Source organism: Acidovorax sp. LjRoot74 (assembly GCF_964254355.1).
Taxonomy (GTDB): domain Bacteria; phylum Pseudomonadota; class Gammaproteobacteria; order Burkholderiales; family Burkholderiaceae_C; genus Acidovorax.
The window spans coordinates 4,515,696-4,527,643 of sequence record NZ_CAXUTI020000001.1; the positions used below are offsets into that span (position 1 = coordinate 4,515,696).

Sequence of the window (11,948 nt, forward strand, 5' to 3'; positions counted from 1 at the left end):
GCAGAAAAGGGGTTATCACCAAGATGGTGCGCGCTCTGGCAATGAAGGCCCAGCCGCACGGCAGCGCACATTGTGAACAGCCCATGACCGCGTGTCACCGGCCCGGGAATAGTTGCCCGCGATGGCTCGGGACTTGCTAGCATGGCCTGCATATGCCCATCCACGCCGCGCTCCACCACGTCACGCATTACCAATACGACCGGCTGGTCGGCCTCGGGCCGCAGACGATCCGATTGCGGCCTGCGCCCCATTGCCGCAGCAATGTGATTTCGTACTCGCTCAAGGTCGAGCCCGCACAGCACTTCGTCAACTGGCAGCAAGACCCGTTTGCCAACTACCAGGCGCGGCTGGTCTTCCCCGAGAAGACGCGCGAGTTCAAGGTCACGGTGGACCTGGTAGTGGAGATGGCGGTGTACAACCCCTTCGACTTCTTCCTGGAGCCCGAGGCCGAGAACATTCCGTTCAACTACAGCAGCGATGTGCAGCAGGAGCTGGCGCCCTACCTGGCCACCGAGCCGATGACGCCGCTGGTGCAAAAGTACCTGGACAAGGTGGACCGCAGCAAGCAGCGCACCATCGACTTTCTGGTCAAACTCAACCAGCAGGTGTCGCAGGACATTCGCTACCTGATCCGCCTGGAGCCCGGCGTGCAGACGGCCGAGGAGACGCTGCAAAAAGCCAGCGGCTCGTGCCGCGACTCGGGCTGGCTGCTGGTGCAGCTACTGCGCCACCTGGGGCTGGCAGCGCGGTTTGTGTCGGGCTACCTGATCCAGCTGACCCCCGACGTGAAGGCGCTGGACGGCCCCAGCGGCACCGACCACGACTTCACCGACCTGCACGCCTGGTGCGAGGTCTACCTGCCCGGCGCGGGCTGGATTGGCCTGGACGCCACCAGCGGCCTGATGGCGGGCGAAGGCCACATCCCGCTCGCTTGCACACCACAGCCCTCGGGCGCCGCGCCGATTGAAGGCGGCGTGGACAAGGCCGAGGTGGACTTCAGCCACGAGATGCGAGTGACGCGCATTTACGAATCGCCCCGCGTGACCAAGCCCTACACCGAGGACCAGTGGCAGGCCGTGCTGGCCCTGGGCGAGCAGGTGGATGCCGACCTGGTGGCGGGCGACGTGCGCCTGACCATGGGCGGCGAGCCCACCTTTGTGGCCGTGGGCGACCGCGACGCGCCCGAGTGGAACACCGACGCGCTGGGTCCCACCAAACGCGGCTTTGCCACCGAACTCACGCACAAGCTGCGCGCCGAATACGGCCAGGGCGGCTTTCTGCACTTTGGCCAGGGCAAGTGGTACCCGGGCGAGCAGTTGCCGCGCTGGGCGCTGTCCATCTGCTGGCGCACTGATGGCCAGCCCGCGTGGCAGAACCCCGCGCTGTTTGCCGACGAACGTGATCCATCCCACTACACCAGTGCTGATGCCGAACGTTTTGTGCGCCACCTCACGCGCAAGCTGGGCGTGACGGACCGCCACATCCAGCCCGGCTACGAAGACACCTTCTACTACCTTTGGCGCGAGCGGCGCCTGCCCGTCAACGTGGACCCGTTTGACGCGCGCCTGGACGATGAGCTGGAGCGCGCGCGCCTGCGCCGCGTGTTCGAGCAAAAGCTCGACAGCGTGGTGGGCTATGTGCTGCCGCTGCAGGCAGGCGTGGGCGCGGGCACGCTGGCGGGCAGCGTGTGGAGCACCGGGCCGTGGTTCTTCCGCGACGACCGCATGCTGCTCATCCCCGGCGATTCGCCCATGGGCTACCGCCTGCCGCTCGATGCCCTGCCCTGGGTGAAGGCCTCGGACACCGAGCACCTGATCCCGCAAGACCCGACCGCGCCCCAGGGCCCGCTGCCCGCTGCGACCACGCTGCGGGCGCGGTATTCCGTGCCCGCAGGCCCCGTCACCGGCGACCACGACCTGCCCTACCTGGCGGGCGCCACCGCACCGGGCGAGGCACGTCGCGTGGCGCAAGGCACCGCAGGCGGCGACCACGCACGCCAGGCCGGGCAGCCCGACCCCCATGCGGGCATGCAGCCCCCGGGCAAGTTCCAGTCGGCCGCAGGCCTGTCGCGCACCGCGCTGTGCGTGGAGGTGCGCGACCCGCGCCGCGCGAGCGGCCCCAAGGCCGAGAAGGTGGGCGAGAAGTACGGCGTGCTCTACGTATTTAGAGCGGCTAACAAAACGGAAGAAGATTGCGAATGCAGATGATGCAGCAAGCTAGGGAAAGCAGGGCCACATGAACGTCGATGCGGCGCTCGAAGCGGGTGCGCAGCTTGCCAAAGGCAGCGAGCCAGGCATGGGTGCGCTCGACAACCCACCGATGGCGCCCGAGCCGGTCATTGCGCTCGATGCCTTTGCGGGCGATGCGATCCTGGATGCCTCGGCGCTTGAGGTGGGCACGGCACCGAGGGTAGTCATAGCCTTTGTCCGCATGCAGCTTCTCGGGCCAGCGGCGGCGCCTGCCGCGCTTGCCGCCCACCGCTGGCAATGCGTCAACCAGCTCATCGAACACCACCGAGTCATGGCGGTTGGCTCCGGTGACGCAAAAGATCAGCGGGATGCCCTGGCGGTCCGTGATGATGTGGCGCTTGCTGCCGAGTTTGCCCCGGTCCGTGGGGTTGGGGCCCGTGTACGGGCCCCCCGGGGGCTGGGCACGCTGGCCCCATCCACGCTGGCGCGGCTGAAGTCAAGTTTGTCTGCACTGCGCAGTTCGTCCAGTAACGCCAGATGCAGACGGTGCCACACACCGGCGGCCTGCCAGTCACGCAGTCGTCTCCAGCAGGTCATGCCACTGCCAAAGCCCAGTTCCTGGGGCAGGTGCTCCCAAGGCGTGCCCGTGCGCAGCACGAACAGGATGCCATTCAAGGCCAGCTCATCACTCAGTCGCGGCCTGCCGCCCTTGGGCGAGGGTTTCGCGGTCGGCAGCAACGGCTCAAGCCTTTTGTACAGCGCCGCGCTGATTTCTTTGTTCCTGTTTTTTCCCATGCCGTATCAAACGCACATCGGGCATTGGGCGATGACAGGCTTTTGTTAGCCGCTCTTATGCCCCCGCTGGCGCGACTGGACGACTACCTGGACCTGCTGGCCGCTATCGAAGCCACGGCCGAAGAACTGGGCATGAAGATCGTGCTCGAAGGCTACCCGCCGCCGCGCGACGCACGCCTGAAGGTGCTGGCCGTGACGCCCGACCCGGGCGTGATCGAGGTGAACATCCACCCCGCCAGCCACTGGAAGGAGCTGGTGCAGCACACCGAGTTTCTGTACCAGGCCGCGTGGGAGACGCGCCTGTCGGCCGAGAAGTTCATGACCGATGGCCGGCACACCGGCACCGGCGGCGGCAACCACTTTGTGATGGGCGGTGCCACACCGGCGGACTCGCCCTTCTTGCGCAAGCCCGAGCTGCTGGCCAGCCTGCTGCTGTACTGGCACAACCACCCGAGCCTGAGCTATTTGTTCAGCGGCCTGTTCATCGGCCCCACCAGCCAGTCGCCCCGCGTGGACGAGGCGCGCAACGACCAGCTCTACGAGCTGGAGATCGCCCTGCGCGAGATCGAGGCCAACCGCGCGATCTATGGCCAGGACATGCCCCCCTGGCTGGTGGACCGCACGCTGCGCAACATCCTGGTGGACGTGACGGGCAACACGCACCGCAGCGAGTTCAGCATCGACAAGATGTTCTCGCCCGACAGCAGCACCGGCCGCCTGGGCCTGCTGGAGCTACGCGCCTTTGAGATGCCGCCCCATGCCCACATGAGCGTGGTGCAACAGTTGCTGCTGCGCGCCTTGATCGCGCGCTTCTGGAAGGCGCCCTACCGCGCGCCCGCCGCCCGCTGGGGTACAGAGTTGCACGACCGCTGGATGCTGCCCACCTTCATCCAGCAGGACATGCACGACGTGGTGGCCGAGATGAACGCCGCAGGCTATGCGTTTGACCCCGCCTGGTTTGCGCCGCAGTTCGAGTTCCGCTTCCCGATGGTCGGCACAGTGAAGTCGATGGGCGTGGAGTTGACACTGCGCAACGCGCTGGAGCCCTGGCATGTGATGGGCGAGGAAGGCTCTGCGGGCGGCACGGTGCGCTATGTGGACTCGTCGCTGGAGCGCATCGAGGTGCGCGTGACGGGCATGAACGAAAGCCGCCATGTGGTCACCGTCAACGGCCAGCCGCTGCCGCTGCAAAGCACGGGCACGACCGGCGATTTTGTGGCGGGCGTGCGCTACAAGGCCTGGAACCCGCCCTCGGCCCTGCACCCCACCATTGGCGCGCACGCACCGCTCACGTTTGACATCGTGGACACGTGGATGAACCGCTCGCTGGGCGGCTGCCAGTACCACGTGGCGCACCCGGGTGGGCGCAACTACGACACCTTCCCGGTCAACGCGTACGAGGCCGAAAGCCGCCGCCTGGCGCGCTTCTCGCGCATGGGCCACACGCCGGGGCGGCTGGCGGTGCCGCCTGCGACGATTGAATTGCCGGGCAGCCGGGAGTTTCCGTTCACGCTGGATCTGCGGCGCAAGATGCGGCCGTAGGAAAGCCACCCCCTGAGTCGCCTGCGGCGCCTCGGTGCCCCCGCCAGAGGCGGCGGCTCTTCGGGCACGTCCAAGCCTGCGCAGGCAGGCTTGGAGCCGCGGCCCTCAGCCCCCAAAAGGGGGACGACGCCCTCGCTGCGGGGCGGCCCTTGCTCGGCGTCCCTGGCATCGGCCGCGCCGGTTTCGACGGGTGCGGGTAACCCGCAGAGTGCCGGAGACCAAATGCCCGAAAATCGAGTGCAGTGACAAACCCCAACGACCGCCTCTTGCCCACCGACCTCCCTGAAAGCGCGGCCCAGCTGGCTGCCGCGCTGGTGCCCGCCGCTGCGGCGGGGCATTTTGATGAGCTGCGGGGCGCCGGTGTCAGCGCGCCCACGCCCCCCACCAGCCACCTGGCAGGTGCCGCGAATACTCCTTCTTCAATAGCAAACAACCCAGACCTGTCGCGCGCATGGGCCGATTTTTTTGAGCATTTGGGTCCCGAAGGCTTTCAGGACCTGGACCGGCGCATGCAGAGCCTGCAGCGGCAGGTGCGCGACAACGGCATCACCTACAACGTGTACGCCGACAGCAATGGCCCGCAGCGGCCCTGGTCGGTGGACCTGTTCCCGCTGATCCTCTCGCAGGGCGACTGGGCGCACATCGAGCGCGGCGTGTTGCAGCGCGCGCGCCTGCTCGACCAGGTGATGGCCGACGTGTATGGCCCGCAGGAGCTGCTGCGCACGGGCCTGCTGCCCAGTGCGCTGGTGCAGGGCCACCCCGGCTATCTGCGCGCCATGCACGGCGTGCAGCCCGTGGGCGGCACGCACCTGCCGATTGCAGCGTTCGACATGGCGCGCGATGCGCAGGGCGCCTGGTGGGTGGTCACGCAGCGCACGCAGGCGCCCTCAGGCCTGGGGTATTTGCTGGAAAACCGGCTGCTGATCTCGCGCCTGTTCCCCGAGGCGTTCAGCCAGATGCATGTGCAGCGCCTGGCCGCCACCTACCGCGCGCTGCTCGATGGCCTGCGGCAGATGAGCCCGGCGGGGGCGGATGCGCGCATCGTGCTGCTCACACCCGGCCCGTACAACGAGACCTACTTCGAGCATGCTTACCTGGCGCGCTACCTGGGTCTGACGCTGGTGGAGGGCAACGACCTCACCGTGCGCGACGCGCGCCTGTACCTCAAGACACTGCACGGCCTGCAGCCGGTGCACGGCATCTTGAAGCGCCTGGATGACGAGTTTCTGGACCCGCTGGAGCTGCGCAGCGACTCGCGCCTGGGCGTGCCCGGCTTGCTGCAGGCCATTCGCGCGGGCAACGTGCTGGTGGCCAATGCGCCGGGCTCGGCGTTCCTCGAATCCTCGGCCATGCTGGGCTTCATGCCTGCGCTGTCGCGCCACCTGCTGGGCGAAGAACTGGCCCTGCCCTCGCTGCCCACCTGGTGGTGTGGCGAGCAGGCGGCCCAGCAGGCCGTGTTGCCCCAGCTGCCCCACAGCGTGATAAGGCCCACCTGGCCCAGCCTGCAGCGGCCCCCCGTGCTGGGCGGCACCTTGTCGCCCCAAGACCTGGCCCGGTGGACGGAACACATCCAGGGCCAGGGCGATGAATACACCGTGCAGGCCTACCTGCCGCTGTCGCAGGTGCCCACCTGGCGCACCGAAGGCAGCGACGGTAGCAGCCATGGCGGCAGCCACATCGCCCCGCGCTCGGTGATGCTGCGCGTGTTTGCCGTGTGCGACGGCCCGGGCTCGTGGCGCGTGCTGCCCGGCGGGCTGGCGCGCATCGCCACCGACGAGCGCGAGATTGCCTCGATGCAACGCGGCGGCAGCAGCGCCGATGTGTGGGTGCAGACCGATGACCCGGTGGACACCACCACACTGCTGGCCCACAACCAGAGCGCCCCGGCCGTGGTGCACCGCAGCCGCCAGGTGACCAGCCGCGCGGCCGAAAACCTGTTCTGGCTGGGCCGCTACACCGAGCGCACCGAGAACGTCACGCGCCTGGCGCGCATTGCGCTGCAGTGCCTGAACGGCGAAGACCAATCCTCACAACCGCTGCTGGCCTGGCTCAGCACCCTGGCCGTGGGCCAGGGCCTGGTGCTGCCATCGGTGCCACCCGCCACCCAGGCTCGGCGCGTGTTCGAGCGTTCACTCGTTGCAGGGCTGACCCAGCCCGCCCAGGTCACCAGCGTGGGCTACAACCTGCGTGGCATCCTGGGCGCCGCCTCGGCCGTGCGCGACCGCCTGTCGCAGGAGCACTGGAATCTGATCGTGAGCACCGAAGCCGAGTTTTTTGCGCAGCGCCCCCCCGGTGCCGACGACGGCGACCACTCACCGCTGGAGGCATTGCGTCAGCTCGAAACCCTGAGCGGCCGCACCGCCGCCATGACGGGCCAGCAGACCGACCGCATGACACGCGACGACGGCTGGCGCCTGCTGTCCATCGGGCGGCACCTGGAGCGACTGGGCTTTCTGGCGGCTGCGCTGGACAGCGGCCTGCAGACTGGGGCGGTGTTTGATGAGGGCGGCTTCGAAGCCATGGTGGCGCTGTTTGACAGCACCATCACCTTCCATGCGCAGTACCAGCAACGGCGCGACATGCCCGCACTGCTGGACCTGCTGGTGATCGACCGGGACAACCCCCGGTCCCTCGCCTGGGTGGCCCAGACGCTGCGCGGGCGCATCGCCAAGATCGAGGCGGCCGCAGGCACGCCCGGGGAGTCCGCCGCCACGGGCATTCCCGATGCCTCGGAACTGTCGCTGGCGGCACTGTGCACGCAGGATACCGAGGGTCGCTACGCCGCGCTGGAGCAGTACCTGGCAGCTTGTGTGCAGGGCGTGATGGGCTTGTCGGATCTGCTGGCCACGCGCTATTTCACCCACTCTGCCGACGCGCTGCGGCACAGCGTAGGGGCCTGACCATGAAACTGCGCGTCATCCACGAAACGGTGTACCAGTACACGCCCGCCGTGCAGAACGCCCAGCACATGGCCCACCTGCGCCCGCGCACCGGCCCGGTGCAGCGGGTGCTGACCCATGCGCTGCAGATCGACCCTGCCCCCGCACAGTGCGAGGCCATGCAGGACGTGTTTGGCAACACCCGCGCGTTCTTCAGCCTGCCTTTCACCCACGAGCAGTTGCGCGTGCGCGCCGAAAGCCTGCTGGAGACAAGCCCGCCGCCGCCCGCCCCCCCTGGCGAGCCCTGGGAGGCAGTGCGCGAGCGCCTGGCCTACCGGCGCGGCCAGCCCCACCACGCGGCCACCGAGTTCAGTTTTGCCTCGCCCTACATCCCCCGGCACGCGAACTTTGTGGCCTATGCCGCCGAGAGCTTTGCGCCGGGGCGCCCGCTGATGGATGCAGCACGTGACCTGATGGCACGCATCCATGCCGACTTTGCCTACACCTCCAACGCCACCGACGCGGGCACGCCCGCGCTCGAATCGCTGCGGCTGCGCCGGGGTGTGTGCCAGGACTTTGCCCACGTGATGATCGGCTGCCTGCGCAGCCTGGGCCTGGCAGCCCGGTATGTGAGCGGCTACCTGCTGACCGAGCCCCCGCCCGGGCAGCCCCGGCTGGTGGGGGCCGATGCCTCGCACGCCTGGGTGTCGGTGTGGTCGCCCTGCGCCGCCCCACGGGGCGACGGGCTGGAAGGGGATGCCTGGTTTGACCTGGACCCCACCAACGACCGTGCGGCAGGCGAGGACTATGTGACCCTGGCCATCGGGCGCGACTACTCGGATGTCTCGCCGCTGCGCGGCGTGATCCACGGTGGCGACCACCACCTGCTGCAGGTGGCGGTGACGGTGGAACCCATCGGCTTCAGGCCGCCGACGGCGCCAGAAAATCCCGGCTGATCCGCGCGCCCAGGTCGTTCACCCGCTCCAGGAACTGCATGAGGTAGGCATGCAGGCCGTTGGTGAAGATTTCGTCGATGCACGCAAACTTCAGGCGGGCGAGCAAGCGCCCGGCCTGCCGCTGGGTCTCGCCCGACGGGCCGCTGCCCAGCATGTCAAGGTGGCCCGTCACCGCCTGCACGCAGGCGTGCAGCGAACGGGGCATGTCGGCCCGCAGGATCAGCAGCTCGGCCACACGCTCGGGCGTGATCACGTCGCTGTAGGCCTTGCGGTAGGTCTCGAAGCCCGAGACGCTCAGCAGCACCGCGCTCCAGTGGTAGTAGTCCTGGTCACGGCTCTGGTCCTGTGCGAGGGCCGCCGCGCCCAAAAAATCGCTTTGCACGGCATGGAATTTCACATCCAGCAGGCGCGCGGTGTTGTCGGCACGCTCCAGAAACGTGCCCAGGCGCATGAAGTGCAGCGCCTCGTCCTGCAGCATCGTGCCCACCGTGGCGCCCCGCGACAGGTGCGAGCGGAACTTCACCCATTCAAAGAAATGCGCCGGGTCGCGCTCCAGTGCGCCGCTGGCCAGCAGCCGGTTCACCTCCAGCCAGGTCTGGTTCTGGATCTCCCAGGCCTCGGTGTTGAGCGCACCACGCACCGCGCGTGCGTTCTCGCGCGCCGCCTGCAGGCAAGCCACGATGGAGGAGGGGTTGGCCGGGTCCTTGACCATGAAGTCCAGCACCTTGGCGGGCGTGACCTCGCCATGCAGCGCGGTGTAGGTGGGCAACAGCTCGCTGATGGACAGCAGGCCCTGCCAGCCCCGCGTGGCCACATCGGCGGGCTGGGGAAGCAGAGCGGCCTGGTGGTTCACATCGAGCATGCGGGCGATGCTCTCGGCCCGCTCGGTGTAGCGGGCCATCCAGAACAGGTGATCGGCGGTGCGGCTCAGCATGGTCATGTCCTCCCGGGGTTGGCGTGGCGCTGCCCATACCAAGCAAGTTCCAGGCCCCGGCTGCCAATACCAAGCAAAACAGGTGCTACCGCCTGCCCCCGTTCATTTTTTAGCTATATTTTTAATAGCATTCACAACAGCAGGCGCGGGCGGTAGCGGTGCTGGCGCTGCCACGGCTGCGGCCGGGCGCTGGCCCGCAGCACGCACCACGTCGTGCACAAAGCGGAGCTTGGCAAGCGCCTGCTCGGCCAGCGCAAAGGGGTAGGCGTCCAGCTGGCCCAGGCTGCGCGTGAGGCTGTTGAGCAGCAGCGTCAGGGGCACGAGGTGCTGCAGCATGGCGTCGAAGCCCGGAGCCGGGGTGCCAAAGGGATCGACGGCACGGCTGTGCTGCGCACCGTAGATGCCTGGGACTGTGACCTCGGTGGCGTAGCTGGCCGAGGTCTCCAGCAGGTCGATCATGTGCAGGTAGTGGGCCCAGGTCTCGGCCCAGTCCTCCCACGGGTGGGCCGAGGCGTAGGCACTCACATGGTGGTCGGCCCAGTCGCCCAGGTCATTGCCCTTGGCGTAGTGGGCCTTGAGTGCTGCAACGTAGTCCTGGCGCTCGTCGCCGAACACGCGGCGGAAATCGTCGATGCGGCCACCGTCGCGCACCAGCTGGTCCCAGTAGAAGTGGCCGGACTCGTGGCGCAGGTGGCCAATCAGCGTGCGGTAGGGCTCGCCCAGGGCAATGCGACGACGGGCGCGCTCGTCGTCGTCCGCCTCGGCCACATTGAGTGTGATGGTGCCGTTGTGGTGGCCCGTCAGCACCGGCGGCCCCCCGGGCACTTCGGCCATCAGTTCGAACACCGGCCCGCTGCGGCCGGGCGCAGGCTCCAGGCCCAAGCGTGCCAGACCATAGAAAAGACGCCGTTTGGCTGCCTCGATCTGCATCCAGCGGCCCAGGTTGGCGGGCTCTGTCACATCGGGCATCACCCGGGTCTGGCGGCACGATACACACAGCGGGTCGGCGTCATCGACGGGCACCGCAAAGTTGCAGGCTTGGTGATCGGTGTGGTTGCGACACATGCGGTACAGCGCGGCACCTGTGTCGCCATGGCCTGTGCCCACCCGGCGCCACAGCCCGCTGCCCAGTGGCGGTGCAGGCGGTGCAGGCGCCATGGCAGCCATGGCCAGGGCGTCGGGCAGAAAAGCCAGTGCATTGCCGCAGTGCAGGCACTGAACACTGTCAAAAAACACCAGGTGACCACAGTGGTCGCAATTGAAAACACGCATGGTGTGGAGCTTATCGGGGGCGCCGCAATGCGCAAGGCACGGGGCACACCCCGTGCCTTGCGCATTGCACAGAAAATGGAAATAAAAAAGCAGGCACCAGGACATGCCTGGTGCCCGCTTTGTGGCAATCGCCCTTGCGCGGCAGGCCCACAGCCTGCCAGCGCATCAGCTTAAACCACGGGATCAGGGGCGCACAACGATGCTGTTGCGCACTTCACGCACATGCTTGGTGGTGCGGGCAATGTTCTCGGCCTGGTTCTTCTCGGCCTGCGACTTGGCAAAGCCCGAGAGCTGCACCGTGCCGTTGAGCGTCTCCACACTGATGGAGGTGGCAGACACGCTCTTGTCTTCGGCCATCTTGGCCTTGATGGCGGTGGTGATGCCCGCGTCGTCCACGTAGGAACCCACGGTCTGTTGCTCGCGGGCCACCGAGCAGCCGGTAGCGGTGACGATGGTGATGCCGGCGACAGCGGCGAAAGCAAGGGCACGTGCGTATTTCATGGTGTTTTCCTTTGTTTATGAAAAGTGATGGGAAACGCGGGGGAAAAACATATTCAGTCTACCGGCCAGTGACACCCTCTGTCACTGGTGAACTGCACTGCGAGCGGGGTAGTTTGTCTCCTGCCCTGCCCGGCGGTCAGTATGTGCTGCGGGCCGTGCGGCGGCGGGACAACCACAGCGCCAGCGTGGCCACAGCAGCGCCCGACGCGGCGGCAATCACCAGCGATTTGCCGGGTTGCTCTGCCACATACCGCCCCGTGGCGTCGGCGGCCTGCTGAATCTGGCGGCGTGCACGGGCGCTGGTGTCTGCGCAGTAGTCGATGCTGCGTGAAGCCAATGCCTGGGCGCGGGCCGCCAGGTCGTCGATAGCGGGGTCGGTCCGCTGGCGCAGCGCGCGCACTTTGTCTTCGGCCTGGTCCAGCGTGTGGTCGGCCACCGCGCGGGTGGTCTGCACGGCTTCCTGCGCGCTTTGCAGCACGTTGTCGGCCAGGTTTCGGGCGCTGTCGGTCGCGGTGTGGGTGGCGGTTTGAAGGCTCATTGAAAAGCTCCTTGAAGTCATGTGTTTCGGGTGCAGGTCGCTGCCGCGACCGGTGGGCATGGGCGCGGGGTGGACTACCCCTTCTTGAGCAGGCCCAGGACAAAGGTGACCACGGCCATGATCACAAACACGAAGAACAGAATCTTGGCGATGCCCACGGCACCAGCGGCAATGCCGCCAAAACCAAAGAGCGCGGCGACCAGGGCGATCACCAGAAAGACGACTGCGTAGTGCAACATTTTTTCCATCTCCTTGTGGGTGGCCGGAACACCGGCGATTGGGTGGCGCGAGAACCTCAGCGCCTGGACTCCACTGTAGGCAAGGGGATGCGCCACGGATGCC

General features: G+C 67.5%; 8 protein-coding genes and 2 pseudogenes. 4 read left to right on the top strand and 6 right to left on the bottom strand.

The window, feature by feature from the left end; all coding sequences use genetic code 11:
* Positions 1–152 precede the first annotated feature (152 nt).
* Positions 153–2,165, top strand: a pseudogene (locus tag ACSQ3O_RS21515) (transglutaminase family protein); the annotation flags it as partial.
* Positions 2,166–2,172: 7 nt separating this feature from the next.
* Here ACSQ3O_RS21515 and ACSQ3O_RS21520 read toward each other — a convergent pair.
* Positions 2,173–2,984, bottom strand: a protein-coding gene (locus ACSQ3O_RS21520; RefSeq protein ID WP_436139520.1) for an IS5 family transposase whose coding sequence is annotated in 2 segments (ribosomal slippage) — positions 2,173–2,654 and positions 2,654–2,984 — 813 coding nt in all. Because the reading frame shifts where the segments join, the coding sequence is not laid out codon by codon here.
* Between the two features lie 42 nt (positions 2,985–3,026).
* On the opposite strand from ACSQ3O_RS21520, the pseudogene ACSQ3O_RS21525 reads away from it, so the two are divergent.
* From ACSQ3O_RS21525 to ACSQ3O_RS21535, 3 genes and pseudogenes are all read left to right on the top strand, one after another.
* A pseudogene (locus ACSQ3O_RS21525) lies at positions 3,027–4,526 on the top strand (transglutaminase family protein); the annotation flags it as partial.
* Between the two features lie 266 nt (positions 4,527–4,792).
* On the top strand, positions 4,793–7,426 hold the full coding sequence (locus tag ACSQ3O_RS21530) for a circularly permuted type 2 ATP-grasp protein (protein ID WP_436140427.1): 2,634 nt from the start codon (positions 4,793–4,795) through the stop codon (positions 7,424–7,426).
* A 2-nt stretch (positions 7,427–7,428) separates the two neighbouring features.
* A complete protein-coding gene (locus ACSQ3O_RS21535) occupies positions 7,429–8,361 on the top strand; it encodes a transglutaminase family protein (protein ID WP_436140428.1) in 933 nt (310 codons plus the stop codon).
* Here the strand turns inward: ACSQ3O_RS21535 and ACSQ3O_RS21540 are convergent.
* From ACSQ3O_RS21540 to ACSQ3O_RS21560, 5 genes are all read right to left on the bottom strand, one after another.
* A complete protein-coding gene (locus ACSQ3O_RS21540) occupies positions 8,327–9,295 on the bottom strand; it encodes an alpha-E domain-containing protein (protein WP_137748144.1) in 969 nt (322 codons plus the stop codon). The two genes, ACSQ3O_RS21535 and ACSQ3O_RS21540, sit on opposite strands and share 35 nt — an antisense overlap.
* Before the next feature lie 102 nt (positions 9,296–9,397).
* Positions 9,398–10,567 carry a zinc-binding metallopeptidase family protein gene (locus tag ACSQ3O_RS21545; protein WP_436140429.1) on the bottom strand — a complete coding sequence of 390 codons (1,170 nt, stop codon included), beginning with the start codon at positions 10,565–10,567 and terminating at the stop codon, positions 9,398–9,400.
* A 183-nt stretch (positions 10,568–10,750) separates the two neighbouring features.
* Positions 10,751–11,068: a BON domain-containing protein gene (locus ACSQ3O_RS21550; protein ID WP_137748146.1), complete on the bottom strand. Its 318-nt coding sequence runs from the start codon at positions 11,066–11,068 to the stop codon at positions 10,751–10,753.
* 136 nt (positions 11,069–11,204) lie between these two features.
* Positions 11,205–11,606 carry a hypothetical protein gene (locus ACSQ3O_RS21555; RefSeq protein ID WP_436140430.1) on the bottom strand — a complete coding sequence of 134 codons (402 nt, stop codon included), beginning with the start codon at positions 11,604–11,606 and terminating at the stop codon, positions 11,205–11,207.
* A gap of 74 nt (positions 11,607–11,680) precedes the next feature.
* On the bottom strand, positions 11,681–11,845 hold the full coding sequence (locus ACSQ3O_RS21560; RefSeq protein ID WP_082836264.1) for a DUF1328 domain-containing protein: 165 nt from the start codon (positions 11,843–11,845) through the stop codon (positions 11,681–11,683).
* Positions 11,846–11,948 lie beyond the last annotated feature (103 nt).

Excerpts from the sequence above, each read along its gene's own strand:
- ACSQ3O_RS21535 (WP_436140428.1), top strand. The coding sequence starts at position 7,429 with ATGAAACTGCGCGTCATCCACGAAACGGTGTACCAGTACACGCCCGCC.
- ACSQ3O_RS21540 (WP_137748144.1), bottom strand. The coding sequence starts at position 9,295 with ATGCTGAGCCGCACCGCCGATCACCTGTTCTGGATGGCCCGCTACACC.
- ACSQ3O_RS21545 (WP_436140429.1), bottom strand. The coding sequence starts at position 10,567 with ATGCGTGTTTTCAATTGCGACCACTGTGGTCACCTGGTGTTTTTTGAC.
- ACSQ3O_RS21550 (WP_137748146.1), bottom strand. The coding sequence starts at position 11,068 with ATGAAATACGCACGTGCCCTTGCTTTCGCCGCTGTCGCCGGCATCACC.
- ACSQ3O_RS21555 (WP_436140430.1), bottom strand. The coding sequence starts at position 11,606 with ATGAGCCTTCAAACCGCCACCCACACCGCGACCGACAGCGCCCGAAAC.
- ACSQ3O_RS21560 (WP_082836264.1), bottom strand. The coding sequence starts at position 11,845 with ATGTTGCACTACGCAGTCGTCTTTCTGGTGATCGCCCTGGTCGCCGCG.